This window comes from Streptococcus pseudoporcinus LQ 940-04, from assembly GCF_000188035.1.
Classification (GTDB): domain Bacteria; phylum Bacillota; class Bacilli; order Lactobacillales; family Streptococcaceae; genus Streptococcus; species Streptococcus pseudoporcinus.
Genome location: NZ_AEUY02000005.1, coordinates 1,550,542 through 1,576,952, shown reverse-complemented (window position 1 = coordinate 1,576,952; position 26,411 = coordinate 1,550,542). Strand labels below are relative to the sequence as shown.

Sequence of the window (26,411 nt, the reverse complement as noted above, 5' to 3'; positions counted from 1 at the left end):
GATGTGAGTGTAGGTCCCATATTAGAAAGATTGAGAAATGAACGGAATTATTAATGTCAAAAAAGAAGCAGGAATGACGTCGCATGATGTTGTTTTTAGATTAAGACGTCTTCTTAGAGAAAAGAAAATTGGCCACGGTGGAACCTTGGACCCCGATGTTGTAGGTGTTTTACCAATTGCGGTCGGCAAAGCGACAAGGGTTTTGGAGTTTATGACTGATGCTGGCAAAGTTTATGAAGGACGGGTAACCTTAGGTTTTTCAACAGATACTGAAGATGCCTCAGGTTCTCTAGTTGAGCAGACGCCGGTGACCAGACCTCTGGAAGAGGAACTTGTTGATGAGGTGATGGCGTCTTTTCAAGGGGAAATTATCCAGACTCCACCCATGTATTCAGCTGTTAAAGTTAAGGGACGTAAATTATATGAGTATGCGCGTGCAGGTGAGGAAGTTGAACGACCACAAAGACAGGTTACCATTAGTGAATTCAAGAGGACTAGTCCTTTAATCTATGAGAATAATCTATGCCACTTTAGTTTTAAAGTTGCTTGTAGTAAAGGCACTTATGTCAGAACTTTAGCGGTCGATTTGGGTCAAAAACTAGGGTATGCCAGCCACATGTCTTATTTAGAACGAACGGCTTCTGCGGGTTTGCAGCTTGAAGATGCCTTCACTTTGGCAGCTATTGATAAAATGCTTACGGAGGATGATCATTCCTTTTTATTACCTATTGAATATGGTGTTGCAGAATTAGCCAAACTAATGATTAGTGAACAAGAAGCAAAAGAACTGTCTTTTGGTCGACGCATCCAATTACCAAGTTCGGAAGATAGTTTAGCTGTTTTTCATCAAGAGCAATTAGTCGCTATTGTTGAAAAATGTAAAGAGGGTTATAAACCGAGAAAAGTCTTTCTCTAAACTGTAGAGAGAGTAGAAGTAGTGAGAAAAATGAATATAAAACACATTAAAGTTGCAGAGGATATTTTTGAGCCAGAAGAAACTGTTCTAGTTTTAGGTTATTTCGACGGCTTACACCTTGGTCATAAAGCACTTTTTGATAAGGCCCAAGCCATTGCTCAAAAAGAATCGCTCAAGATTGTTACACTCACATTCACTGAGTCACCAAAGCTAGCATTTGCACGTTTTGAGCCAGAATTGTTACTACATATCGCTTATCCAGAAAAAAGGTTTGAGAAATTTGCTGACTATGGTGTGGACAATCTCTATCTTGTTGATTTTACAACTGCCTTTTCAAACATTACTTCTGATGACTTTATCAAAAATTATATTGGTCGGCTAAATGCAAAGTATATTGTTGTAGGCTTTGATTATAAATTTGGCCACAATAGAACCAACTCTGATTATTTGCGCCGAAATTTTAAAGGAACAGTTTTTACTATTGAAGAAATCTCTTATGAAAACCGAAAAATTTCTTCAACTTGGATAAGAGAGCTGATTAAAGAAGGTAATGTTGCCAAGGTTAATCAATTGTTAGGTTATGAATTTTCCACAAGAGGAATGGTTGTTCATGGAGATGCGCGTGGACGTACATTGGGATTTCCGACAGCTAACCTAGCTCCCATTGATCGAACCTATTTGCCTGCCGATGGGGTTTATGTCACAGATGTTATTGTCAATGGTCAGCGCTACAGATCAATGACAAGTATTGGTAAAAATGTTACTTTTGGCGGTACAGAATTAAGACTAGAGGCTAATATTTTTGATTTTGATAGGGAAATCTATGGGGAATCAATTGAAATCATCTGGCTACAAAAGATACGAGAAATGACAAAATTTGAAGGTATTGAAGACTTAGTAGAGCAGTTAAGGGTGGATAAAGAAATAGCATTAAACTGGAAGTGAGATGTCTTTATATGCTAAATAGTGATGAATTATACTTAAAAAAAGGATAGCCAATTTTATTAAATTTTTGTATAATAAAGTAAGTATATTGATAGAGGGAAAATATGGTTACCTTATTTTTATCACCTAGCTGTACTTCTTGCCGTAAAGCAAGGGCATGGCTTATAAAACACGAAGTGAATTTTCAAGAACATAATATTATTACTAGTCCACTAAGTCGTGATGAGTTAATGGCTATTTTGGCTTTTACTGAAAATGGTACAGAGGATATCATTTCTACAAGGTCAAAGGTTTTCCAAAAACTTAATGTTGATGTTGATGAATTGTCTATTTCTGACTTGATTACTTTAATTGCCGAAAATCCAAGTTTATTGCGTCGTCCGATCATCATGGATACAAAAAGGATGCAAATTGGTTTTAATGAAGATGAGATACGCGCTTTTTTACCAAGGGATTATCGTAAACAGGAATTGCGTCAAGCAACGATTAAAGCTGAAACTGAGGGATAACATGTCAGATAATTATACTTATCCACTTGACATAAATTGGAGCACTGACGAAATTACATCAGTGCTTTCTTTTTTAAATCAGGTTGAAAAAGCCTATGAAGCAAAGGTAGAAGCTAGCCAACTTCTGAGAAGCTATGCTACTTTTAAAAAAATTGTTCCTAGCAAATCGCAAGAGAAGCAGATTGATAGGGATTTTGAAAAAAGCAGTGGTTATTCGACTTACCAGGTAGTCAAGAAGGCTAAAGAACTTGAGAAGGGGTATTTTTCACTTGGAAGATAAATATTCATTTGCCAAAAAATTAATTAAAGAAGCTGCAGACTTTATTAAGAATAAGATGTCTGAAAGTCTTGCTATTCAAGTTAAAAGTAAACATGATGATTTAGTTACCAATGTTGACCAAGAAACACAGGATTTTCTTATCTCAAGTATATTAAAGCATTATCCAAATGATTATATTCTAGCTGAAGAAGGTGAGGTTCATCATTCAATTTCAGATGGGAATGTATGGGTAATTGATCCTATTGATGGGACGGTCAATTTTGTGGTTCAAAAAAATCATTTTGCCATAATGATCGCCTATTACGAAGAAGGGATTGGCCGTTTTGGCCTCATCTATGATGTTATGAATGATTTGCTCCTTTCGGGAGGGGGCTCTTTTGATGTCTATCTTAACGAGCAAAAAATAGAGCCATATCGTCATAAACCCTTGGATAGATCCTTAATTGGCTGTAATGCGGGCTTGTATCTGAACAATGATTATGGCGTTACTCACTTAATCAGTCATAGTCTAGGGGTTAGAATATACGGTGGAGCAGGGATTTCAATGCTAAAAGTCATGACACAGGAACTAATAGCTTATATCTCATATATTCAACCGTGGGATTATGCAGCAGCCTTAGTAATTGGTCAAAAGTTAGGATATAAAATTCAAACGTTTGAGGGAAGGGCCCCAGATTTTCAAAGGAGACAAAAGTTGATGTTTTTCCCTGAGTCTGAATGGAAGTATTTTGAAAGTTATTTAGATATTTAAGGTTTCAATATGCTTTTTTTTATCTTAATTTTTATGTAAAGACCAGACTAAAAATCTGGAAAAAATATCATCCTTTTGGAGTTAAAGCTCTTTAAATGGCTACTTAGATATGTTACTATTATGGTTGAGTTTATTATTAAAAGCTCCTCTACTTTTTAATGAATAGGAAATTTAAAATGAGTATGAAGAAGAAGTTCTTTTTTGTAAGTGTGTTAGCATTAACCACAGTTTTTCTAACGGCATGTTCTAGTTGGATTCAAAAGGGAGAATCCATTACAGCAGTTGGTTCTACTGCCTTGCAGCCCTTGGTGGAAGCGACAGCAGATGAATTCGGAAAGCATCATTTAGGGAAGACTATTAATGTCCAAGGTGGCGGTTCTGGAACAGGACTTTCGCAAGTACAATCAAAGTCAGTTCAAATTGGGAACAGTGACCTCTTTGCTGAAGAAAAAGATGGTATTGATGCCAGTAAACTGATGGATCATCAAGTGGCTGTTGCTGGTTTAGCAGTAATTGTTAATCCGAAAATAAAAGTTTCAAATTTAACAACTGAGCAACTTCGTCGCATTTTCTCAGGTGAATACACCAACTGGAAAGAAGTCGGTGGGCAGGATTTGAATATCTCAGTCATCAATCGTGCAGCAAGTTCGGGCTCTCGTGCCACCTTTGATAACGTTATTATGGGTGATGTTAATGCCAAGCAAAGTCAAGAACAAGATTCAAACGGAATGGTGAAATCAATTGTTTCTCAAACACCAGGAGCTATTTCCTATCTGGCCTTCTCTTATGTTGATGATTCAGTGAAAGCTCTCAAGTTAAATGGTTTTTCACCAACGGCTAAACATGTAAAAACAAATGATTGGCCAATTTGGTCTTATGAACATATGTATACTTACGGAAAACCTGATGGTCTAACACAAGAATTTTTAGATTATATGTTATCTGAAAGTGTTCAGCAAAAAATTGTAACACACATGGGTTATATTCCAATGACTGAAATGAAAGTCGTTAAGTCACACGATGGAAAAGTAACTAAAAAGTAATGAGGGAATTATGAATAATCAGGATTTAGCGAAAAAACTAGTCTCACCTTCTAAAAATTCACGTTTAGAAAAATTTGGTAGAATTCTTACCTTTCTGTGTTTGGGACTAATTGTATTTATAGTTGCAATGATATTAATTTTTGTTGCACAAAAAGGTCTATCTACCTTCTTTGTTGATAAGGTCAACATTTTTGATTTTCTGTTTGGAAATAGATGGGAACCGAGTGTCAAAGGTAAGAATGGTCTTCCAATTTTAGGTGCTTTACCGATGATTAGTGGTTCATTTTTGGTTACCATTTTATCAGCTTTAGTGGCTACGCCCTTTGCCATCGGGGCAGCAGTATTCATGACTGAAATCTCACCAAAATATGGAGCTAAATTATTACAACCAGCGGTTGAATTATTAGTCGGTATTCCATCAGTTGTGTATGGATTTATTGGTTTACAAGTTATTGTACCTTTTATCAGAACCCTTTTTGGTGGTACTGGATTTGGTATTTTATCTGGCGTTTGTGTTTTGTTTGTCATGATTTTACCAACTGTAACGTTTATGACTGTTGATAGCTTGAAAGCTGTTCCTAGACACTACCGTGAAGCCAGTATGGCTATGGGAGCTACAAGGTGGCAAACGATTTGGCGTGTTGTTCTGAACGCTGCTCGTCCAGGCATTTTCACAGCTATCATCTTTGGTATGGCTAGAGCATTTGGGGAAGCACTGGCTATTCAAATGGTTGTTGGGAATTCTGCTGTTATGCCGACGTCCTTAACAACGCCAGCAGCTACTTTGACATCAGTATTAACAATGGGGATTGGTAATACTGTTATGGGAACGGTTCAAAATAATGTTCTTTGGTCCCTTGCATTGGTTCTATTATTAATGAGCTTAGCTTTTAACTCATTGGTAAAATTAATTACGAAAGAGAGAAAGAGAAACTATGAACGCTAAGAAAGTCGATAAATTAGCAACTGGTACCTTATACACCATTGCTGGAATCATTGTAGCTATTCTAGCTTCATTAATTCTTTTCATTTTGTTACGTGGTCTGCCACACATTAGTTGGCATTTTCTAACGGGCAATTCATCGTCATATGAAGCTGGCGGTGGTATTGGTATTCAGCTCTATAATTCATTTTTCCTCTTGATCATCACTTTGATTATCTCAATTCCATTATCTACAGGAGCAGGTATTTATCTCGCGGAATATGCTAAAAAGGGTCCACTTACGAATTTTATTCGGACCTGTATAGAGATTCTTTCATCTTTACCTTCAGTTGTAGTTGGTTTGTTTGGTTATTTAATTTTTGTTGTTCAATTTCAATATGGTTTTTCAATCATTTCCGGAGCACTAGCCTTAACGGTATTTAATCTTCCGCAGATGACTCGAAATGTTGAAGACAGCCTCTTACATGTTCACCATACCCAAAGAGAAGCAGGTCTAGCATTAGGCCTATCACGTTGGGAAACTGTTTTTTATGTTGTTATTCCCGAAGCCTTACCAAGTATTGTAACAGGTATCGTCTTAGCTTCAGGTCGTATCTTTGGTGAAGCAGCTGCCTTGATTTACACAGCTGGGCAATCCGCTCCGGCATTAGATTGGGGAAATTGGAATCCACTTAGTGTGACTAGTCCAATTTCAATTTTCCGTCAATCAGAAACCTTGGCGGTTCACATTTGGAAGGTTAATAGTGAAGGTACTATCCCTGATGGCACTTTAGTATCTGCTGGTAGTGCAGCAGTCTTATTAATCTTCATTTTAATTTTCAACTTATCTGCTCGCTTCATTGGTAAGAAATTACATTCAAAAATGACTGCGGCAAAATAAGCTAGAGGAGAAAACATGACAGAATATAATTGGGAAGAACGCTATATTAAAACCTTTTCTGATGCTAACCTTGCCTTATCAACTAAGGATTTACATGTTTATTATGGCAGTAAGGAAGCTATCAAAGGCATTGATATGCAGTTTGAAAAGAATAAAATTACAGCATTAATAGGACCCTCTGGATGTGGTAAATCAACTTATTTAAGAAGCTTAAATCGTATGAATGATACGATTGATATAGCAAAAGTAACAGGTGAGATCATCTATCAAGGTATTGATATTAATCGACCTGAAATGAATGTTTTTGAAGTTCGAAAACACATTGGTATGGTTTTCCAACGACCTAATCCTTTTGCTAAATCTATTTATCGTAATATTACCTTCGCTCATGAACGTGCTGGTCTGAAAGATAAAAAAGTATTAGATGAGATTGTGGAAACCTCTTTGAAGCAGGCTGCTTTGTGGGATCAAGTGAAAGATGATTTGCACAAATCTGCCTTCACTCTTTCTAGTGGTCAACAACAACGTTTGTGTATTGCTCGCGCCATCTCGGTTAAACCGGATATTCTTTTAATGGATGAACCGGCGTCGGCCCTAGATCCAATTGCGACTATGCAGTTAGAAGAAACAATGTTTGACTTGAAGAAAAACTATACCATTATTATAGTAACTCATAACATGCAACAAGCTGCTCGTGCTAGTGATTATACAGCCTTCTTTTATTTGGGAGACTTGATTGAATATGATAAGACACGAAATATTTTTCAGAATGCCAAATGTCAATCAACAAATGATTATGTTTCAGGTCACTTTGGATAGAAAGGAATAGCATGTCAAACCCTATTTTGAAAATAAATGATCTTTCTGTTTACTATAACAAAAAGAAAACCTTGAAAAATGTCTCACTTGATATCTATCCAAATGAAATCACCTCTTTTATTGGACCTTCAGGATCTGGTAAATCAACCTTATTACGCGCTATTAATCGGATGAGCGATTTAAATCCAGAAGTTACTGTTACTGGTACAATTACCTATAATGGGCATAATATTTATAGTCCAAGAACAGATACAGTTGATTTGCGTAAAGAGATTGGAATGGTCTTTCAGCAGCCTAATCCCTTTCCCATGTCTATTTATGAGAACGTTGTCTTTGGTTTACGGATTAAAGGTGTTAAAGACAAGCAAGTCTTGGATCAAGCTGTTGAGTTTTCATTGAAAGGGGCATCTATTTGGGATGAAGTGAAAGATCGTTTGCATGATTCAGCTCTAGGACTATCTGGAGGTCAGCAACAACGTGTTTGTGTTGCTCGTGTGTTAGCGACGAGTCCTCAAATTATCCTGCTAGATGAACCAACCTCAGCCTTAGATCCTATTTCAGCTGGTAAAATTGAGGAGACTCTTTTTGCTTTGAAAAAAGATTATACAATGGTTGTTGTTACGCGTTCAATGCAACAAGCTTCCCGCTTATCTGATCGGACTGGATTTTTCTTAGCAGGTGATTTGTTGGAATTTGGCAATACTAAGAAAATGTTTATGAATCCTGAACGTAAAGAGACAGAAGATTACATTTCTGGTAAATTTGGTTAATGTTACCACTATTGATAAGGAGAAAGAATGTTAAGAACGAAATTTGAAGAAGAATTAGATAAATTACATAATCAATTCTATTCAATGGGAACTGAAGTTTTAGCACAACTAAACAAGTCAGTTCGAGCTTTTGTTAGCCATGATCGTGATTTAGCAAAAGAAGTCATTGAAGCAGATGTTATTATTAATGAATTTGAAACAAAGTTAGAAAAAAAATCACTTGAAATTATTGCTTTACAGCAGCCTGTTTCTAATGATTTAAGGACAGTGATTACTGTTCTTAAGGCTTCTAGTGATATTGAAAGAATTGGTGACCATGCTTCATCTATTTCAAAAGCAACTATCCGCATGAAGGGTGAAGAACGGATTCCTTTAGTTGAGGAGCAAATTAATCTTATGGGTAAAGCAGTCAAACACATGGTTGAAGATGCCTTGAATGCTTATATTACCAGTGATGATGTCAAAGCCTACGAAATTGCTGCTCATGATGAAGTTATTGACAATTATTACCGTGAAATTCAAACATTAGCAGTAGAAGAAATTAAGAAAACTCCTGATGCAGCTTTTGCAGGCAAAGAGTATTTCCAAGTCTTAATGTATCTTGAACGAATTGGTGATTATGCTCGTAATCTGTGCGAATGGATAGTCTACTTAAAGACTGGAAAGATTATTGAATTGTAATAAAGTATGATATAATAGTGGTTAGAAAGTTTTTTTCTAATCACTATTTTTCTAATCATAAATAAAGGAGTTTTATGAAGACAGTAGAACATCTTATTGAGAAATTTGTTCCAGAAAACTACAATATCTTTCTAGATATTAATCGTGAAAGCAAAACATTTAGTGGTAACGTTGCCATTAACGGAGAAGCACTTGATCATAATGTTTCGTTTCATCAAAAAAACTTAACCATTCATTCTGTTTTATTGGATAACGAAGATGTTCATTTTCATAAAAACGATGAAAATGAAGCGCTTCATATAGAGCTACCAGTAACCGGCTTGATGACGCTAGTTATTGAATTTTCAGGGCATATCACTGATAATATGACTGGTATTTACCCATCTTATTACACAGTTGATGGCCAAGCAAAAGAGGTTATTTCTACCCAATTTGAAAGCCATTTTGCAAGAGAAGCTTTTCCATGTATTGATGAGCCAGAAGCAAAGGCAACGTTTGATCTTAGCATTAAATTTGATCAAACTGAAGGTGAAATAGTTCTGTCAAATATGCCAGAAATTAATGTGGACCTAAGAAAAGAAACTGGCTTATGGACTTTTGATACCACCCCCAAGATGTCTTCTTATCTCTTAGCTTTTGGTTTAGGGGAATTGCAGGGCATCACAGCAAAGACTAAAAATGGTACAGAGGTTGGGATTTTCTCAACAAAAGCGCACCCTAGCAGTGCTTTGGAATTTTCATTAGATATCGCTGTGCGGGTTATTGACTTTTATGAAGATTATTTTGGTGTCAAATACCCCATTCCACAATCCTATAACTTAGCTTTGCCTGATTTTTCTGCTGGGGCGATGGAAAATTGGGGCTTAATCACCTATCGTGAGATCTATCTCCTAGTTGATAAAAATTCTACTGCCTCAAGTCGACAACAAGTAGCATTAGTTGTCGCGCACGAGTTAGCTCATCAATGGTTTGGTAACCTAGTAACAATGAAATGGTGGGATGACCTTTGGTTAAATGAAAGCTTTGCTAATATGATGGAATATGTATCCGTTGATGCTATTGAACCATCATGGAAAATATTTGAGGACTTCCAAACAGGAGGTGTCCCATTAGCTTTAAAACGTGATGCAACTGATGGTGTTCAATCGGTTCATGTAGCTGTTAATCATCCTGACGAAATCAATACCTTATTTGATCCAGCAATTGTTTATGCAAAAGGAAGTCGATTGATGCATATGTTAAGACGCTGGATTGGTGATGCTGATTTTGCTAAAGGATTAGCTCTCTATTTCGAAAAACATCAGTATGGTAATACTGTCGGCCGCGATTTGTGGAATGCATTAAGTGAAAGTTCAGGTAAAGATGTCGCAAGCTTTATGGATGCTTGGTTAGAACAACCGGGTTATCCAGTTGTGACCTTATCAGTTGAAAATGATCACCTTCATATTCGCCAAGAACAATTCTTTATCGGTGAACATGATGAAAAAGACCGTATTTGGCCTATTCCTCTTAATGCAACTTGGGAAGCAATACCAGATATGCTGACTGAAAAAGAACTCCTTATTCCAAATTTCAGTCAATTACAAGCAGAAAATACAGTTCCATTACGTTTAAATACCGAAAATACAGCACACTATATTAGCAACTATCAAGGGCCTGTTTTTGATGCTATAGAAGCTGACCTTAAACACCTAGATCAAACGAGTTTACTCCAAATTATTCAAGAGCGTCGTCTGTTGGCAGAAGGTGGCCAAATTTCCTATGCAGAATTGGTAAGCTTAATTGCTAAGCTAGCTGAAGAAAAGACCTATATGGTGGCTTCTGCTATTGACCAAGTTCTCCTTGGATTAGACACTTTTGTTGATGAGGAGTCAACTGCGCAGTCAGATTATAACCAATTGGTAACTGCTATTTTTAAAGCCGATTATCAAGCGCACGGCTTTGAGAAAGTAAAAGGTGAAACAGATGAAGCAGAAATGGTTCGTCAAATTGCACTAGGTCACCTGATTGCTGCGGGTAATGAAGATGCTGTCCAAGTAGCGAAAGGAATCTTTGAAGCACATGCTGATGATCTAACTAAGTTACCAGCTGCTACGAGACGATTTGTTCTCCTTAACCAGATGAAGTATTTTGAAACAGAAGAACTGGTTAACCATTATTTTGATACTTATATAGCCACAACGGATAATAATATCCGGGTTGATTTAGCCTATGCTATGTCTAGAACCCATAGCCAAGCAGCCCTCCGTCGGATCCTAGTTAGCCTTAAAGACAAGTCGATAGTGAAACCACAAGATTTGGCAATGTGGTATCGTTTCTTGCTTTCTCAAGAATTTACACAAGAAGCGACCTGGGAATGGGCGCGTGAAGATTGGCAGTGGATTAAAGCAGCCTTAGGTGGAGATATGAGTTTTGATAAGTTTGTTATTTATCCTGCCAATAGTTTCAAAACGAAAAAACGCCTTGATGAGTACCAAGCCTTCTTTGAGCCTAAGTTAGACGATATGGCAATCAATCGGAATATTAAAATGGGTATTAATGAAATTTCAGCTCGACTTACTCTCATTGAAAGGGAAAAGCTAGCTGTTCATCAAGCTTTATCAGAAGTTAACCACAAAAACTAGAAATTTCTTGTTCTCTTTAAAGGAAACAGCTTGATTGATGAAAAGGAAAGTTTAAGATTTAAAGATTTCTCAATGCCAGAAACGATAAGTTTCTGGTATTTTTGCTAACTTCTAAGCTATCGGTCTGTGCTCCTCTCACTCGCAAGCTTTGCTAAAGGACAGAATCAAGAGTGTTATTATTGTATGATAAAGAGAGTCGGTAGTGGGTAAAAATCTATTTTGTCTACGTTCAGAGGTCTTCCTATCTTTGCAATTACTTTTTTAGAAAATATTAAGCAAAATATGATATGATTTAAAGTAATAGTACTGAACGGAATGAGAACCTTCGGTGATGCTAAATAGGAGAAGTGCAATGATAAAAATATTACTAGTTGAAGATGATTTAAGTTTATCGAATTCTATTTTTGACTTTCTCGATGATTTTGCTGATGTTATGCAAGTTTTTGATGGAGATGAAGGTTTATATGAAGCAGAAAGTGGGGTTTATGATTTAATTCTTTTAGATTTAATGCTCCCAGAAAAAAATGGCTTTCAAGTTCTAAAAGAGCTTAGAGAAAAGGATATTAAGACCCCTGTTTTAATTATGACTGCTAAAGAAGGGTTAGATGATAAGGGACATGGTTTTGAATTAGGTGCTGATGACTATTTAACCAAGCCTTTTTACTTGGAAGAACTTAAAATGCGCATTCAAGCCCTTCTTAAACGAACTGGTAAGTTTAACGAAAACAGTATTACGTTTGGTAATCTCAGAGTTGACCTTGATCGGAATGCTGTGAAAGTGAATGGTAGTGCCGTTGAACTATTAGGGAAAGAATATGATCTGCTCATCTATTTACTTCAAAATCAGAATGTTATTTTACCGAAATCCCAAATTTTTGATCGGATTTGGGGTTTTGATAGTGATACCACTATCTCGGTCGTGGAAGTTTATGTGTCTAAAATTCGAAAGAAATTAAAAGATACTGATTTTGCAACAAACTTACAGACCTTACGTAGCGTTGGCTACATTTTAAAAGCCAATGACTAAATACAGAGCTATTATTACATCAGATAATTTTGACCGTTTCTTTCATTTCTTTGCCGTTTTTACAGGTATATTTGTTGTTATGACGGTTATTATTCTGCAAATTATGAAAGTGGGCGTTTACTCATCAGTAGATACAAGCTTGACAGCTGTTGCGACTCATTCAACCCTCTATGCTAATCGAACTATGGAAAGGATTTCCTCTTTCTATTTTGATGGTCAAGACTTCAATTTTAAAACAAATCTAGATGATTTAAAGGGGAAAAATAGTGATCAACCCGTCGCAAATACTGATATTATTTTATTTAATGCTAATGGTATGGTGATTAATACCTTTGATGCGCTTTCTAATTTTCAAAATTTCTCTTTTAAAAAGAGTGATTTAAACGAAATTAAAACCAGGAAATTGGTTAATTATTACGGTCATGAGGAAAAATTTCATACTATTACGGTTAGAGTTCATTCTAACAACTACCCAGCTGTTGCTTATTTAATGGCTGTTGTGAACGTAGAGCAATCTGAAAAAACGAATGAACGCTATGAAAAAATAATCATTATCATTATGATTCTATTTTGGCTTATTTCTATTTTGGCAAGTATCTATTTAGCCAATTGGAGTAACAAACCAATTCTCGAAAGCTATGAAAAACAGAAGATGTTTGTTGAAAATGCCAGTCATGAATTAAGAACGCCTTTGGCTGTGCTCCAAAATCGTTTAGAAACCCTTTTTCGCAAGCCCAATGAGAGTATTTTGGATAATAGCGAAGCAATTGCCTCAAGCTTGGAAGAGGTTCGAAACATGAGAATATTAACAACTAATCTTCTGAACTTAGCTCGTCGGGATGATGGTATTAAACCTGAAATTGTAGAAATATCGAGTCACTTTTTTGATGGTATTTTTGACAATTATAAACTCATTGCTGAAGATTATGGAAAAGGTTTTGAGTCTGTTAATGGCGTTACTAAGCCAATTAGAATGGATAAGTCCCTTCTAAAACAATTAATGACAATTTTATTCGATAATGCAATTAAATATACAGATGAATCAGGTTTTATTAAAATCACTGTTAGAAATACAGATAAATATTTCTTTATTACTGTTGAAGATAATGGACCGGGGATTAGAGATGCTGATAAAAAGAAAATATTTGACCGTTTTTATCGAGTAGATAAAGCAAGAACAAGAAGTCATGGTGGCTTTGGATTAGGTTTGTCACTGGCTCAACAAATTGTCACTTCCTTAAAGGGGACTATTCTTGTTAATGATAATAAAGGCAAGGGGAGTGTCTTTGAGGTTAAACTTCCTCTAAATTAAAGTGGTTAGAACCAGGGGTTCTAACCACTTTTGCGTAAAGAAAAAACTCCTTGTGGAGTTTTCATTGGATATTTATTAGCCAAGTTTAGCAGCAAGACGTGCTTTATCGCGGCTAGCTTTGTTAGCGTGAATCAAACCTTTAGATTCTGCTCTATCGATGCTTGAAGAAGCAGCGCGGAAAAGCTCTTCAGATGGATTTGCTTCAAATGCCTTGATAGCAGTACGCATAGCTGATTTTTGTGCAGAATTTTTTTCATTTGCTTTAGCATTAAGTTCTGCACGTTTGATAGCTGATTTAATATTTGCCAATGTTTTCACCTCCGTATTAATCTAACTACACTATTATATAGGAATAATACTTGTTTGGCAAGTCATATTTATTTTTTGATAAAGATTTCATCAATTTTGTGATCTTGTGCTTTATGCAAGATGATTTGTGCACGGTTTCGAGTTGGCTCAATATAGTTTTCTAAATTAACTAAGTTAACATTTTTCCAAACTTCTTTAGCAAAAGCAATTGCTTCATCTCTAGGCATGGACGCATATTCAGTGTAAAAATTACTAGCATCATTTTTGGCTAATTCAAGAATACTTTCAAACCGTTCGATATACCAGTTTTCAATATGGTTTCTATCAGCATCAATGTATATTGAAAAATCAAAATAATCATTCATATAAAGGCGATTATTTTGTTGATTTTGAAAAACATTTATTCCTTCGACGATTAAAAAGTCAGGACTTTCAATAGTTTGCAAGTGGTTAGGGATAATATCATAAATTTCATGAGAATAAACTGGAACTTCTGTGGTAACACCGTTTTTCATGGCGTCTAAGAAATTCAAAAGCAATTCCATATTATAAGATTCAGGGAATCCTTTACGATTTAAGATATTATGTTTTGATAAATAGGCGTTAGGATAAAGAAAGCCATCGGTTGTCACTAATTCTACTTTACTGGACTTGAAAGTCCTGGCTAGGAGCAGTTGAAGCAGACGGCTTGTGGTTGATTTTCCAACTGCAACTGAACCTGATATACCAATGATAAAAGGCCGATAATGAGCATCTTTTTTTAAAAAAAGGCTTTTAGAAAAAGACAGGTTTTCTTGGTTAATTTTATAAATCTGTATGAGGTTTAGAAGAGGGAGATAGACTTCAATAACATCAGTGATATTGATATTATCATTTAGACTGGTGATTGTTTCTAGTTCATCTTCGGTTAGCAATGGGCGGGACTGCTGGTGAAGATCTTTCCATGATTGACGAGACATTTTTATAAAATTAATAAATTCATTGCTCATAATAGCTCCTTATTGAATGACAATAGTGCTATTATACCATTTTAAAAAAAATATAGAAAAAAATATTGACTATTATATAGAAATAATCCCTTTAAAATAAGGTATGTAAGCGTTTTATTAGGTTATTCGTAATAGTCAGATAGTTATCATCTTGAAAGTTCGTAAAAAGCGAACAATATGAAGGAAAGGGTTAAAAACAAGCGTCTTGTAAACCATTTCAAAGTATGTTAGAATGGATAAGCATCGAAAATAGATAGGAAAAAGCATGTCGAAAATGTATTATGATGAAAATCCAGATAGTCAACATGACGTTCATAAATTAGATGTTAAACTCTTAGGCCAAGAGTTCACTTTTTTTTCAGATTCTGGTGTTTTCTCAAAAAAAATGATTGATTTTGGAAGCCAAGTTCTTCTCAATAACTTATCTTTTGGAGAAGGGGAAAGCTTACTTGATGTGGGGTGCGGCTATGGACCTTTAGGAATCAGTCTTGCCAAAGCTCAAGGGGTGATTGCGACATTAATTGATATTAATAACCGTGCTATTGAGCTTGCCCAAAAAAATGCAACCTATAATAAAGTTGAGGTGGCGATATATCAGTCGAATATTTATGAAAATGTCACTGGTCAGTTTGACCATATTATCAGTAATCCTCCTATCCGAGCAGGTAAGAAAGTTGTGCATGAGATTATCGAAAAAGCCTTCGATTTTCTTCACTCAAATGGTGACCTCACAATTGTCATTCAGAAAAAACAAGGAGCACCAAGCGCTAAAGAAAAAATGGCATCAATCTTTGGCAATGTGGAAATTCTAAAAAAAGAAAAAGGCTATTATATTTTAAGGAGTATTAAAGGATGAGAGCCGTTGATTTAATTCAGAAAAAAAGAGATGGGCAAGAACTTTCCACTCAGGAAATTGAATGGTTAGTTTCTAATTATGCTCAAGGCATTGTACCAGATTACCAAATGTCTGCATTTGCTATGGCAGTTTATTTTAAGGGGATGACAACCCGTGAGACTAAAGATTTGACTATGGCAATGGTTAAATCTGGCGAGCAGATTGATTTATCAGCAATTCCAGGAGTTAAGACAGATAAACACTCAACTGGAGGTGTTGGCGATAAGGTAACCTTAAACCTTGCACCTTTAGTAGCAAGTTTCGGTGTACCTGTTGCCAAAATGAGCGGTAGAGGTTTAGGTCACACAGGTGGAACACTGGATAAATTAGAATCTATAAAAGGTTATAATATTAACATTAGCCAGGATGATTTTATCAAACAAGTTCAAGAAATTGGGCTCTCAGTCATTGGTCAATCTGATAAGTTGGTTAAAGCCGATAAAATGCTTTATGCTTTGCGTGATGTCACTGCTACCGTTGATATTATCCCTCTCATTGCTAGCTCTGTTATGAGTAAAAAAATTGCTGCTGGTGCCGACAGTATCTTATTAGATGTTACCGTTGGTGATGGCGCTTTTATGAAGACTATTGAAGATGCTGAAAAGTTGTCACGTTTAATGGTTGATTTAGGTAAAGAAGTAGGACGTAAAACAATTGCGGTTATTACTAATATGAGTCAGCCTCTAGGCCGGTCAATTGGGAATCGTTTAGAAGTATTGGAAGCAATTCAGATTATGCAAGGAGAAGGTCGTGAGGATGTGACAAACTTCATTTGTGACCTGGGTCAATTAATGCTAGAACTTGCAGGTGTTTCAAAGTCAAAAGAAGAGATTAAAGAACATCTGGTTTCAGGTCATGCTTTAGCCAAGTTTGAAGAGATGATTAATCGACAGGGCGGTGATTTAATTGATCTTTACAGACCGTCAAGTGCAGAAGTACAGACTGAAATTTTTGCAAAAACAGATGGCTATATTACAGCCTTACCAGCATTAGAATTTGGCTTATTTGCAATGAAACTAGGAGCTGGTAGAGCTGTTAAAACTGATCAACTTGATTACGAAACTGGTATTATTTTTGATAAGAAGGTCGGTGATTCAGTTCTTGCTGGAGAGCGTATCGCAGTCATTTATTCTAGTGAAGATTTAAGTGAAAATGTGATTACAGAATTCGAAAAAAATGTTAAAATAGGAAAAGAGCAAATTGCTCCTGAAGAGATCATAAAAGTCATATCTTGAGGTGTTTTAATGGAAATAAATAAGTATATTGACCACACTTTGTTGAAAGCAGATAGTGTGAAAGAACAATTGAACCAATTATTATCAGAAGCAAAAGAATACGATTTTGCTAGTGTTTGTGTTAATCCATCTTGGGTATCTTACTGTGCACAGGCTTTAAGAGATTCTGACGTTAAAGTTTGCACAGTAGTTGGTTTTCCGCTTGGAGCAACTACATCAGAAACAAAGGCTTTTGAAACTAAAAATGCTATTGAAAATGGTGCAGATGAAATTGATATGGTTATCAATATTGGTCGTATGAAAGAGGGCGATTATGATTATGTAGAGAATGACATTAGAGCAGTAGTGGAAGCAAGTGGAGACAAGCTTGTGAAAGTCATCATTGAAACATGTTTGTTAACTGATGAGGAAAAAGTTAAAGCTTGTACTTTAGCAGTAAATGCTGGCGCTGATTTTGTTAAAACTTCAACAGGATTTTCAACAGGTGGTGCTACTGTATCAGATGTTAAATTGATGCGCCAAACTGTTGGTCCTAACGTTGGTGTGAAGGCTGCTGGTGGTGCTCGCTCATTGGATGATGCATTAGCCTTTATTGAAGCAGGTGCTACTAGAATAGGTACCTCTGCTGGTGTGAAAATTATCAATGGGGAGACATCTAATGGTGGCTACTAAGCTAGAGTCTGCTGCTATTGAGGCTAGTAAATATGCTTATGTTCCCTATTCAAAATTTCCGGTAGGCGCGGCTCTATTGACCAGTGATGGTAAACTCTTTACTGGATGTAATATTGAAAATGCTAGCTTTGGATTAACAAACTGTGCAGAGCGCACAGCCATATTTAAAGCGGTATCGGAGGGACATAAAGAATTGTCTGAAATTGCCATTTTTGGAGAAACGCAAGAACCAGTTTCTCCCTGTGGGGCATGTCGCCAAGTAATGGCTGAATTTTTTGAACCCACTGCCAAAGTAACGCTTATTGCTAAAGATGGTCGTACTACTTTGACAACAGTGAGGGATTTGCTTCCATATTCTTTTACAGATTTATCTTAAAATCTGACTTTAACTTGTTATTTAGCCATAAGGCTATATATATTTTTTCAGCAAGGGATTGCTAGAAACATTTTTAGGAGGGTTCATTTTCATGAACAAGAAATTTATCGGTCTTGGTTTAGCTTCTGTAGCTTTAGTAAGTTTAGCTGCATGTGGACATCGCGGTCCTTCAAAATCTGATAGCAAAAATGCTAAAACAGATTTAAAAGTAGCAATTGTTACTGATACTGGTGGTGTTGATGATAAATCTTTCAACCAATCAGCTTGGGAAGGTTTACAATCTTGGGGTAAAAAAATGGGTCTTAAGAAAGGGGCTGGTTTTAACTACTTCCAATCAAATAGTGAATCTGAATATGCAACTAATCTGGATACAGCAGCAGCTGACGGTTACAAAGTTGTTTATGGTATTGGTTTTGCTCTTAAAGATGCTATTGCTAAAGCAGCAACAGATAATAAAGAAACTAAATATGTTATCATCGATGATGTTATTGAAGGTAAAGACAATGTTGCTAGCGTAACGTTTGCTGATAATGAGGCGGCTTACCTCGCCGGTATTGCAGCTGCTAAAACGACAAAGACAAAAGTGGTTGGCTTTATCGGTGGTATGAAGGGGACAGTCATTACACGTTTTGAAAAAGGTTTCCAAGAAGGTGTTAAATCTGTTGATAGTTCAATCAAAGTAAAAGTCGATTATGCTGGATCGTTTGGCGATGCTGCTAAAGGAAAGACAATTGCTGCTGCACAATATGCTAGTGGTGCAGACATCATTTATCAAGCGGCTGGTGGAACTGGTGCAGGTGTCTTCAACGAAGCCAAAGCTCGTAACGAGAAAAAAACTGACGCTGAGAAAGTTTGGGTTATCGGCGTTGACCGTGACCAAAAAGACGAAGGAAACTTCACATCTAAAGATGGTAAAAAATCAAACTTTGTGCTTGCATCCTCAATCAAAAAAGTTGGTAAATCCGTTCAACTCATCAATAAACTTGTTGTTGATAAAAAATTCCCCGGTGGCAAAACAACTGTTTATGGTTTAAAAGATGGTGGTGTTGATATTGCAACAACTAACCTTTCAGATGATACTATAAAAGCAATCAAAGAAGCTAAAGAAAAAATTATTTCTGGCAATATTACTGTTCCAGATAAATAAACCTAAAGTTTGAGCGACCTTTGTCGGTCGCTCTTTTAGACTGAGATAATTTTTGTCTCAGTAAAGCTTGCGATTGCTGGCAAGCTTTGCTGAAATAAAAGTGTGAATTGAAAGGAAGCGCGATCCTATGACTCAACATGTCATTGAAATGAAAGAGATTACAAAAAAATTTGGTGATTTTGTCGCAAATGATCATATTAATTTGACCGTCAAAAAAGGTGAAATTCATGCCTTACTAGGAGAAAATGGAGCTGGTAAGTCTACTTTGATGAACATGCTGGCTGGATTACTTGAGCCCACAGAAGGTGAAATTTTGATTAACGGTAAACCTGTTCAAATTGATTCTCCTTCTAAGTCTTCTCGCTTAGGAATTGGTATGGTTCACCAACATTTTATGTTGGTTGAAGCCTTTACTGTTGCTGAAAATATTATTTTAGGAAATGAAACGGTTAAAAATGGTTGTTTAGATTTAAAGAAAGCAAGTAAAGAAATTCGAGATTTATCAACAAAATACGGCTTATCCGTTGATCCTGATGCTAAAGTTGCTGATATATCAGTCGGAGCTCAGCAACGTGTTGAGATTTTAAAAACCCTTTACCGTGGCGCAGATATTCTAATTTTTGATGAACCAACTGCTGTTTTAACACCTTCTGAGATCCAAGAATTAATGGTGATTATGAAAAACTTGGTTAAAGAAGGCAAGTCTATCGTCCTTATCACACATAAATTAGATGAAATCCGTGCCGTCGCTGATCGTGTAACGGTTATTCGCAGAGGAAAATCAATTGAAACAGCTAATGTTTTAGGGGTTAGTTCAAAGGAATTAGCAGAAATGATGGTTGGACGCTCTATTTCTTTTACAACCGCTAAAAATCCTTCAGAACCAAAGGAAGTTGTTTTATCAATTAAGGATTTATTTGTTGATGAAAACCGTGGTGTTCCTGCTGTCAAAGGCCTGTCACTAGATGTTAGGGCTGGTGAAATTATTGGTATTGCTGGTATTGACGGTAATGGACAAAGTGAATTGATTCAAGCGATTACTGGTTTACGTAAAATAAAATCTGGTACGCTTACAATAAAAGGTAAAGACGTTACTCAGTATTCCTCACGTAAAATTACTGAATTGTCAGTTGGCCACGTTCCAGAAGATAGACATCGTGATGGCTTAATTTTAGATCTTTCTTTAGCAGAGAATATAGCCTTACAAACCTATTATAAAGAACCTTTAAGCAAAAATGGTATTTTAAATTATGCTAAAATCAATAATTATGCTCGTCAGTTGATGGCCGAATTTGATGTACGTGGTGCTAGTGAATTAGTTCCAGCTAGAGGCTTTTCTGGAGGTAATCAGCAAAAAGCTATTATTGCCCGTGAAGTTGATCGCAATCCTGATTTACTAATTGTTAGTCAGCCAACTCGAGGCCTTGACGTTGGTGCAATTGAATATATTCATAAACGTCTGATTGAAGAGCGTGATAAAGGAAAAGCTGTCTTAGTAGTTAGCTTTGAACTTGATGAAATTTTGAATTTATCTGATCGAATTGCTGTTATCCATGATGGAAAAATCCAAGGCATTGTTATGCCAGAAACGACTAATAAACAGGAGTTAGGAATTCTTATGGCTGGTGGTTCAATTGATAAGGAGGAAGAAAATGTCTAAAAAGGCACAAAAAATTGCAGTTCCTGTCATTTCCGTCTTATTAGGTTTTGTACTTGGCGCAATTATTATGTTTATCTTTGGCTATGATCCAATATGGGGTTACGAAGGCTTATTTAATGTTGCTTTTGGTAGTGTGAAAAATATCGGTGAGATATTAAGAGCAATGGGGCCACTGATTCTTATAGCCCTTGGCTTTACAGTTGCAAGTCGGGCAGGTTTTTTTAACATTGGTCTTTCTGGGCAAGCTTTGGCAGGATGGATTTCTTCCACTTGGTTTGCCCTCTCACATCCAGACATGTCTCGTCCCTTGCTGATCGTATTGACAGTAATAATTGGGATGGTCGCTGGGGGGATCGCTGGAGCAATACCTGGTATTTTACGTGCTTTTCTAGGGACCAGTGAAGTTATTGTAACCATTATGATGAACTATATTATTTTGTATACTGGTAACGCTGTTATTCAAAATGGCTTCGCAAAAAATATTAAACAAAGTATTGATTCCTCTGTTCAAGTTAGTCGTAATGCTAGTTATCAAACGCCGTGGCTATCAGAATTAACAAATAACTCAAGACTTAATATTGGTATCTTCTTTGCATTAATAGCTATCCTCCTTATTTGGTTTTTACTAAATAAAACAACCTTAGGATTTGAAATCCGCTCAGTTGGTTTAAATCCTCATGCTAGTGAATATGCTGGTATGTCTGCCAAAAGAACTATCATTCTTTCAATGATTATTTCAGGTGCACTAGCCGGCCTAGGTGGTGTTGTTGAAGGATTAGGTACGTTTGGAAATGTTTTTGTTCAATCAAGTTCTCTAGCTGTTGGTTTTGATGGTATGGCAGTAAGCCTTCTCGCAGCCAATAATCCACTTGGTATCTTTTTCTCAGCTTTCCTTTTTGGTGTCCTAAATGTTGGCGCACCTGGTATGAACGTTGCTGGAATTCCTCCAGAACTGGTCAAAATTGTGACAGCCTCAATTATTTTCTTTGTAGGGGCCCACTACTTAATTGAACGTTATATGATTAGAAGTAAAAAAACAACTGTGAAAGGTGGTAAATAAGATGTCATTAGTTACAATTCTTTCATTGTTAATATCTTCAATGTTGATTTATGCTACCCCTCTTATTTTCACAAGTATTGGAGGTACCTTCTCAGAAAGATCTGGTGTTGTTAATGTCGGATTAGAAGGGATTATGGTCATGGGAGCATTTTCAGGTATTGTATTCAACTTAGAATTTGTTGATACTTTTGGAAAAGCGACTCCTTGGCTTGCTGTTTTAGTCGGCGGTTTAGTAGGACTAATCTTCTCATTGCTCCATGCTGTAGCTACTATTAATTTTAGAGCAGATCACATTGTTTCTGGTACAGTCTTAAATCTATTAGCTCCTTCCCTCGCAGTCTTTTTAGTAAAAGTCTTCTACGGGAAAGGTCAAACTGATAATATTCAAGCCTCTTTTGGAAAATTCGACTTTCCTATTTTGAGTGATATTCCTATCATTGGTCATATTTTCTTTAAAGATACAACCTTAGTTGGCTATTTAGCTGTTGCTTTTTCCTTCCTTGCTTGGTTTGTTCTTTATAAAACACGATTTGGCCTACGCTTACGTTCAGTTGGTGAACACCCTCAAGCAGCTGATACACTAGGGATAAATGTCTACCTAATGAAATATTATGGTGTTATGATCTCCGGCTTCCTTGGCGGTATTGGAGGAGCAGTTTATGCACAATCCATTTCAGTTAACTTTGCTGTAACGACAATTTTAGGTCCTGGATTTATTTCACTTGCTGCAATGATTTTTGGTAAGTGGAACCCAGTAGGAGCAATGTTATCTAGTTTATTCTTTGGATTATCACAAAGTTTAGCAGTCATTGGTGCTCAACTACCTTTGTTGGAGAAAATTCCAACAGTGTATTTAGAGATAGCACCTTATCTCTTTACCATCATCATTCTTGCCGCTTTCTTTGGACAAGCAGTGGCGCCTAAAGCAGATGGTGTTAACTATATCAAATCTAAATAAAAGATTAAATCTTAAATAAGCAAAAAGCTCTGGATTTCCAGGGCTTTTTGCTTATTTAAGATTATATTTTGATCTATAAAAGTGTTAATATTTTATGAAAAATCTAATCTATTTAAAATCTATTGCTAAATAAATGATAATAATGTATCATTATTAACGGACATTCTATTGGAGGAACATATTGTGAAAAGTAACATTCGCTCGAAAAAATTAATTATGCTTCAGTTATCACTTGCTGCGACAAGTGTTTTATTAACCCAAGTAAGCAGTATATCAGCTGATGAATCATCTTCAGAAGCAGTCGTTGCAAAGCAGGTAGAGCAAGCTGTTGCCGCTAACGCAACAACTGAGTCTGTAGAAGCTACTGGGCCAGTTGGTAAGAAAGAAGAAGTGGCTAAAGAAACGATTACTGAACCAGTTTCTGGAGAACAAGAAAAACCACTGATTGATCAAGTTGACCCCTCAAACCTTAAAGATCTTTGGGAAAAAGCCGGTAAAGGTAAGGGAGCATTAATTGCTGTCATCGATTCTGGAATTGAAGAGACACATGATATGTTAAAGCCTAGTGATAGCAGCGATTTAAAATATAAAAGTGAAGAAGAACTAGAAGCTAAGAAAAAAGAGCGTGGAATTGACAGAGGAAAATGGGTAAATAACAAGCTTGTTTTTTATCATGATTATAACTCAGGAGTAAATTCATCAAAAACTAATAGTGATCATTTATATCATGGAACACACGTTGCTGGTATTGCAACAGGTTCAATGAAAAGTGAAAAAAATGAACTTTTAATGGAGGGAGTTGCTCCAGAAGCCCAACTGATGTTCTTAAAAATTGGGGAAACGAAAGTCATGTCTGAAAAAGAAAATCTGTATGCTTTAGCAATTGAGGATGCGATTGCTCTTGGGGCTACAGCTATTAACATGAGTTTTGGGAATGTCGGAAAAGCCAGTGATGAATTAAAAGAAAGTGTTCATAGAGCTCTAAATGCTGCTAGGGAAAAAGGGGTTGCAGTTGTTGTTGCAGCTGGAAATGATTTTGCAATGGGAGGCTCTTCCCTAAAACCTCTAGCTAAGAATCCTGATTTTGGCGTTATTGGGACACCTGCAACGACAGATGATGTTATTACTATCGCAGCATATGTTGCTCCGGAAACCGTAAGTGAAGTTTTTACTGTTACAGCTAACAATGAATCAAAAGAGTTAGCAGTAACCGTGGCTAGTCCTTTCCCTAAAGGAAAAAAACTGAATTTTGTTAACATTGGAGATGGTTTAGAAGATGATTACCGTGATAAAGACGTTAAAGATAAGATTGTCATTGTAAACTATGGTGGTGTTAAAACTTCAAAAGCAACTGCTGAACTTGCTCAATCTAAAGGAGCAGCGGGTGTTCTTGTTCACCATAAGGATTATAAGCGACCTCTTTTACCTTTAAACTATCATGGACAATTACCTGTGGGCTTTATCAGTTTTGAAGACTTTGATTACCTTAAGTCTTTAGACAAGGCTACTTTAAGCTTTGACTGGAAGAAAAAACGTGTAGCAGTTCCTGGTGGTAGACAAATGGCAAACTTCTCAAGTTGGGGCCTATCTGCAGATGGCAATATGAAACCTGACCTATCTGCTCCGGGTTATGAAATTTATTCCCCATCACCTGGCAATACATACGATTCGATGTCTGGAACAAGTACAGCTAGTCCGCATGCGATGGGAATTGTTAGTCTGGTGCAAGAATATGTTAAGAAAAAATTCCCTCAGTATAGCCCTCAAGAGCAATTAAGATTAGTTAAAAATATCTTAATGTCTACAGCAAGCCCAATTATTAGTCCAGATGATCATACCTATTACTCACCGAGACTTCAAGGTGCGGGTGCTATTGATGCCAAGAAAGCTATTGCTACAGAAGTCTTTGTAACAGGAACAAATGGTTTAGCAAAAATCAATTTAGGTGATGTCTCAGATACATTTGAGTTAAAAGTCAAATTACATAATATGAGTAATCAAGCTAAGCAGTTTAAGTATTATGCTACAGTACTTACAGATAAAGCTGAAGGTGGCAAAATAACACTTGGCCCTAGAGAATTATACAAAACGAACAAGCAAGACATTAACCTTGCACCTAATGAGGTAAAAGAGGTCACAATCACAATTGACATTAGTAAGTTTGATGCTGAATTAAGTAGTGAAATGATTAATGGTTACTTTGTGGATGGTTTTGTTCATTTTGACACAAATGATGGCCTTCAAAATGCACTTTCCATTCCGTTTCTTGGCTTTAAAGGAAAATTTGCTGATTTGGAAGCTCTAGATAGCCCAATTTATAAGAGCCTTGAAGGTACTTTCTATTACAGTCCAGAAGAAGGTCAAGATAAACTAGACTTTAAAGTTGATAGTATTCAACAAATTAAAAATAGCCACTTTACAGGATTGATGACAGATTTTACACCATGGTCAATAGTGGAAGGAAGTAAGTCGGAAGAGTTTTCAGCTGAACTTTCTCCAGAAATTTCTATTGAAGATTTCCTTGGTTCCTACATAAAAGAAGGTGATGATACAGTTAGACGCTTCTATTTCCAAGATGGCAAACCTTATCTTGCTATATCACCAAATGGTGATAATAATATGGATAGCCTTGTCTTTAAAGGGATTTTCTTAAGAAATGCTAAAGATATTAAAGCACAGGTCTTTAAAAATGATGATTTAACAACACCAATTTGGGAAAGCCAGGTTACACCGTTTGCCCAAAAACATGTCAATACTAATGAATTAAAACAAGGTATTTTAGAGAAAACAAAATGGGATGGTAAAGATTCTTCTGGTAATATCGTGAAAGAAGGAAACTATATTTATCGTGTTATCTATACCCCGATTGCAAAGGGAGCTAGTGAGCAGTCTGTGGACTTCAATATTTTAGTTGATTTGACTTTACCAGAACTTCCTAAGAATATTAGTTTTGATTCAGAGACAAGAAGTTTGACGATTCCAAAAGTGTTTAGTGATCATTCAAATGATGCTTATCGTGATCGTCTCTATTATAAATATGGTGATGAAGTAGTTAACTTTATTTTCTTTGATAGAGATGAAAATGGTCAATTTATCATACCAACAGAAATTGAAGATGAGTTGAGTGGAGAAATGATTACAATTGATATCAGCAAAATGGATCGCTTATACTATGTTCTAGAGGATAGAGCTGGTAATTATAGCGCTATTACACTTGAAGAGTTACTTAAAAATAAAGGAAACGATAAAGTAGATGAGATTCTTCTTGGTGAGCAAGCTCCAGTTTTACCTGATAAAGAAAATCAATTAAATAAGGAAAAAATTGTTGTAAAACCACTTATCCATGGAGATGAGGATGAGCAAAAGAATCAGGATGCTACAGAATTAGTTACCAAAAAAGCAACTACCACTAAACAAGATCTTAACTTTAAAGCAGCTAAGGTCGTAAAAGGACAAGAAAAAGAAAAGTCATTACCGATCACGAATGACTCACAAAAAACGCATAAACTTTTAGGAGCTCTATCTCTTATTTCAGCTTTAGTCTTAAGTTTGATACCCTTCTTTAAAAGAAAATCAAATTAATTCAAAAAAAGAAAGTTCTAAAAACTAG

25 protein-coding genes are annotated in these 26,411 nt (G+C 36.2%); 23 read left to right on the top strand and 2 right to left on the bottom strand.

All coding sequences use genetic code 11. From position 1 onward, the window contains the following. Window positions 1–37: 37 nt before the first annotated feature. From truB to STRPS_RS09035, 14 genes are all read left to right on the top strand, one after another. On the top strand, window positions 38–916 hold the full coding sequence (gene truB / locus STRPS_RS09100) for a tRNA pseudouridine(55) synthase TruB (RefSeq protein ID WP_007893081.1): 879 nt from the start codon (window positions 38–40) through the stop codon (window positions 914–916). A gap of 30 nt (window positions 917–946) precedes the next feature. Further along, the gene (locus tag STRPS_RS09095; protein WP_007893147.1) at window positions 947–1,861 is read left to right on the top strand and encodes a bifunctional riboflavin kinase/FAD synthetase; all 915 of its coding nucleotides are present in this window, start codon (window positions 947–949) and stop codon (window positions 1,859–1,861) included. 104 nt (window positions 1,862–1,965) lie between these two features. After that, complete coding sequence (locus tag STRPS_RS09090) at window positions 1,966–2,370, top strand: Spx/MgsR family RNA polymerase-binding regulatory protein (protein ID WP_003083419.1); 405 nt, start codon at window positions 1,966–1,968, stop codon at window positions 2,368–2,370. 1 nt (window position 2,371) lies between these two features. Further along, entirely contained in the window at window positions 2,372–2,650 is a 279-nt protein-coding gene (locus STRPS_RS09085; RefSeq protein WP_007893145.1) for a UPF0223 family protein, read from the top strand. Beyond that, window positions 2,640–3,401 (top strand): inositol monophosphatase family protein, encoded by a 762-nt coding sequence (locus tag STRPS_RS09080; protein WP_007893033.1) that lies wholly within the window; start codon window positions 2,640–2,642, stop codon window positions 3,399–3,401. The genes STRPS_RS09085 and STRPS_RS09080 overlap by 11 nt, the downstream gene beginning before the upstream one ends. Before the next feature lie 176 nt (window positions 3,402–3,577). Then, window positions 3,578–4,444, top strand: a complete 867-nt coding sequence (locus tag STRPS_RS09075; RefSeq protein WP_007893388.1) for a phosphate ABC transporter substrate-binding protein PstS family protein — start codon at window positions 3,578–3,580, stop codon at window positions 4,442–4,444. Between the two features lie 10 nt (window positions 4,445–4,454). Further along, a complete protein-coding gene (gene pstC / locus STRPS_RS09070) occupies window positions 4,455–5,390 on the top strand; it encodes a phosphate ABC transporter permease subunit PstC (RefSeq protein ID WP_007893197.1) in 936 nt (311 codons plus the stop codon). Beyond that, complete coding sequence (pstA, locus tag STRPS_RS09065; RefSeq protein ID WP_003082851.1) at window positions 5,380–6,267, top strand: phosphate ABC transporter permease PstA; 888 nt, start codon at window positions 5,380–5,382, stop codon at window positions 6,265–6,267. The genes pstC and pstA overlap by 11 nt, the downstream gene beginning before the upstream one ends. A 15-nt stretch (window positions 6,268–6,282) precedes the next feature. After that, a complete protein-coding gene (pstB, locus tag STRPS_RS09060) occupies window positions 6,283–7,086 on the top strand; it encodes a phosphate ABC transporter ATP-binding protein PstB (protein WP_007893141.1) in 804 nt (267 codons plus the stop codon). Between the two features lie 11 nt (window positions 7,087–7,097). Then, window positions 7,098–7,856, top strand: a complete 759-nt coding sequence (gene pstB / locus STRPS_RS09055) for a phosphate ABC transporter ATP-binding protein PstB (protein ID WP_007893365.1) — start codon at window positions 7,098–7,100, stop codon at window positions 7,854–7,856. A 27-nt stretch (window positions 7,857–7,883) separates the two neighbouring features. After that, a complete protein-coding gene (phoU, locus tag STRPS_RS09050; protein WP_007893157.1) occupies window positions 7,884–8,537 on the top strand; it encodes a phosphate signaling complex protein PhoU in 654 nt (217 codons plus the stop codon). A gap of 74 nt (window positions 8,538–8,611) precedes the next feature. Continuing rightward, window positions 8,612–11,161, top strand: coding sequence for a M1 family metallopeptidase (locus tag STRPS_RS09045; RefSeq protein ID WP_007893092.1), 2,550 nt, complete (start codon window positions 8,612–8,614; stop codon window positions 11,159–11,161). Between the two features lie 352 nt (window positions 11,162–11,513). Next, complete coding sequence (locus tag STRPS_RS09040; RefSeq protein WP_007893281.1) at window positions 11,514–12,188, top strand: response regulator transcription factor; 675 nt, start codon at window positions 11,514–11,516, stop codon at window positions 12,186–12,188. Further along, window positions 12,181–13,500 carry a sensor histidine kinase gene (locus STRPS_RS09035; RefSeq protein WP_007893273.1) on the top strand — a complete coding sequence of 440 codons (1,320 nt, stop codon included), beginning with the start codon at window positions 12,181–12,183 and terminating at the stop codon, window positions 13,498–13,500. The genes STRPS_RS09040 and STRPS_RS09035 overlap by 8 nt, the downstream gene beginning before the upstream one ends. Window positions 13,501–13,575: 75 nt before the next feature. Here STRPS_RS09035 and rpsT read toward each other — a convergent pair whose 3' ends face one another. Continuing rightward, window positions 13,576–13,818 (bottom strand): 30S ribosomal protein S20, encoded by a 243-nt coding sequence (rpsT, locus tag STRPS_RS09030; RefSeq protein WP_077321972.1) that lies wholly within the window; start codon window positions 13,816–13,818, stop codon window positions 13,576–13,578. Between the two features lie 59 nt (window positions 13,819–13,877). Further along, on the bottom strand, window positions 13,878–14,798 hold the full coding sequence (coaA, locus tag STRPS_RS09025; RefSeq protein ID WP_007893324.1) for a type I pantothenate kinase: 921 nt from the start codon (window positions 14,796–14,798) through the stop codon (window positions 13,878–13,880). Between the two features lie 265 nt (window positions 14,799–15,063). Between coaA and STRPS_RS09020 the strand changes: the two genes are divergently transcribed. From STRPS_RS09020 to STRPS_RS08980, 9 genes are all read left to right on the top strand, one after another. Then, the gene (locus tag STRPS_RS09020; RefSeq protein ID WP_007893359.1) at window positions 15,064–15,654 is read left to right on the top strand and encodes a class I SAM-dependent methyltransferase; all 591 of its coding nucleotides are present in this window, start codon (window positions 15,064–15,066) and stop codon (window positions 15,652–15,654) included. Continuing rightward, the gene (locus STRPS_RS09015; RefSeq protein ID WP_007893025.1) at window positions 15,651–16,928 is read left to right on the top strand and encodes a pyrimidine-nucleoside phosphorylase; all 1,278 of its coding nucleotides are present in this window, start codon (window positions 15,651–15,653) and stop codon (window positions 16,926–16,928) included. The genes STRPS_RS09020 and STRPS_RS09015 overlap by 4 nt, the downstream gene beginning before the upstream one ends. A gap of 9 nt (window positions 16,929–16,937) precedes the next feature. Then, entirely contained in the window at window positions 16,938–17,600 is a 663-nt protein-coding gene (gene deoC / locus STRPS_RS09010) for a deoxyribose-phosphate aldolase (protein ID WP_007893385.1), read from the top strand. Then, window positions 17,587–17,976, top strand: a complete 390-nt coding sequence (locus tag STRPS_RS09005) for a cytidine deaminase (protein WP_007893088.1) — start codon at window positions 17,587–17,589, stop codon at window positions 17,974–17,976. Before deoC ends, STRPS_RS09005 begins: the two co-directional genes overlap by 14 nt. Before the next feature lie 91 nt (window positions 17,977–18,067). After that, a complete protein-coding gene (locus STRPS_RS09000) occupies window positions 18,068–19,123 on the top strand; it encodes a BMP family lipoprotein (protein ID WP_007893329.1) in 1,056 nt (351 codons plus the stop codon). A 127-nt stretch (window positions 19,124–19,250) separates the two neighbouring features. Further along, window positions 19,251–20,783 carry an ABC transporter ATP-binding protein gene (locus tag STRPS_RS08995; protein ID WP_007893210.1) on the top strand — a complete coding sequence of 511 codons (1,533 nt, stop codon included), beginning with the start codon at window positions 19,251–19,253 and terminating at the stop codon, window positions 20,781–20,783. After that, entirely contained in the window at window positions 20,776–21,843 is a 1,068-nt protein-coding gene (locus tag STRPS_RS08990) for an ABC transporter permease (protein WP_007893345.1), read from the top strand. Before STRPS_RS08995 ends, STRPS_RS08990 begins: the two co-directional genes overlap by 8 nt. A 1-nt stretch (window position 21,844) precedes the next feature. Beyond that, window positions 21,845–22,801: an ABC transporter permease gene (locus STRPS_RS08985; RefSeq protein ID WP_007893138.1), complete on the top strand. Its 957-nt coding sequence runs from the start codon at window positions 21,845–21,847 to the stop codon at window positions 22,799–22,801. A 183-nt stretch (window positions 22,802–22,984) separates the two neighbouring features. Continuing rightward, window positions 22,985–26,383, top strand: coding sequence for a S8 family serine peptidase (locus STRPS_RS08980; protein ID WP_007893297.1), 3,399 nt, complete (start codon window positions 22,985–22,987; stop codon window positions 26,381–26,383). Window positions 26,384–26,411: the final 28 nt, after the last annotated feature.

What these genes read in the sequence shown, in the direction of transcription:
- coaA (WP_007893324.1), bottom strand. Translation starts at nt 14,798, where the DNA reads ATGAGCAATGAATTTATTAATTTTATAAAAATGTCTCGTCAATCATGG.
- STRPS_RS09015 (WP_007893025.1), top strand. Translation starts at nt 15,651, where the DNA reads ATGAGAGCCGTTGATTTAATTCAGAAAAAAAGAGATGGGCAAGAACTT.
- STRPS_RS08990 (WP_007893345.1), top strand. Translation starts at nt 20,776, where the DNA reads ATGTCTAAAAAGGCACAAAAAATTGCAGTTCCTGTCATTTCCGTCTTA.
- STRPS_RS09035 (WP_007893273.1), top strand. Translation starts at nt 12,181, where the DNA reads ATGACTAAATACAGAGCTATTATTACATCAGATAATTTTGACCGTTTC.
- STRPS_RS09040 (WP_007893281.1), top strand. Translation starts at nt 11,514, where the DNA reads ATGATAAAAATATTACTAGTTGAAGATGATTTAAGTTTATCGAATTCT.
- pstB (WP_007893365.1), top strand. Translation starts at nt 7,098, where the DNA reads ATGTCAAACCCTATTTTGAAAATAAATGATCTTTCTGTTTACTATAAC.
- STRPS_RS09090 (WP_003083419.1), top strand. Translation starts at nt 1,966, where the DNA reads ATGGTTACCTTATTTTTATCACCTAGCTGTACTTCTTGCCGTAAAGCA.
- pstB (WP_007893141.1), top strand. Translation starts at nt 6,283, where the DNA reads ATGACAGAATATAATTGGGAAGAACGCTATATTAAAACCTTTTCTGAT.
- STRPS_RS09075 (WP_007893388.1), top strand. Translation starts at nt 3,578, where the DNA reads ATGAGTATGAAGAAGAAGTTCTTTTTTGTAAGTGTGTTAGCATTAACC.
- STRPS_RS09005 (WP_007893088.1), top strand. Translation starts at nt 17,587, where the DNA reads ATGGTGGCTACTAAGCTAGAGTCTGCTGCTATTGAGGCTAGTAAATAT.
- deoC (WP_007893385.1), top strand. Translation starts at nt 16,938, where the DNA reads ATGGAAATAAATAAGTATATTGACCACACTTTGTTGAAAGCAGATAGT.
- STRPS_RS08995 (WP_007893210.1), top strand. Translation starts at nt 19,251, where the DNA reads ATGACTCAACATGTCATTGAAATGAAAGAGATTACAAAAAAATTTGGT.
- STRPS_RS09095 (WP_007893147.1), top strand. Translation starts at nt 947, where the DNA reads ATGAATATAAAACACATTAAAGTTGCAGAGGATATTTTTGAGCCAGAA.
- STRPS_RS09045 (WP_007893092.1), top strand. Translation starts at nt 8,612, where the DNA reads ATGAAGACAGTAGAACATCTTATTGAGAAATTTGTTCCAGAAAACTAC.
- pstA (WP_003082851.1), top strand. Translation starts at nt 5,380, where the DNA reads ATGAACGCTAAGAAAGTCGATAAATTAGCAACTGGTACCTTATACACC.
- STRPS_RS08985 (WP_007893138.1), top strand. Translation starts at nt 21,845, where the DNA reads ATGTCATTAGTTACAATTCTTTCATTGTTAATATCTTCAATGTTGATT.
- STRPS_RS09000 (WP_007893329.1), top strand. Translation starts at nt 18,068, where the DNA reads ATGAACAAGAAATTTATCGGTCTTGGTTTAGCTTCTGTAGCTTTAGTA.
- phoU (WP_007893157.1), top strand. Translation starts at nt 7,884, where the DNA reads ATGTTAAGAACGAAATTTGAAGAAGAATTAGATAAATTACATAATCAA.
- STRPS_RS09020 (WP_007893359.1), top strand. Translation starts at nt 15,064, where the DNA reads ATGTCGAAAATGTATTATGATGAAAATCCAGATAGTCAACATGACGTT.
- pstC (WP_007893197.1), top strand. Translation starts at nt 4,455, where the DNA reads ATGAATAATCAGGATTTAGCGAAAAAACTAGTCTCACCTTCTAAAAAT.
- STRPS_RS09085 (WP_007893145.1), top strand. Translation starts at nt 2,372, where the DNA reads ATGTCAGATAATTATACTTATCCACTTGACATAAATTGGAGCACTGAC.
- truB (WP_007893081.1), top strand. Translation starts at nt 38, where the DNA reads ATGAACGGAATTATTAATGTCAAAAAAGAAGCAGGAATGACGTCGCAT.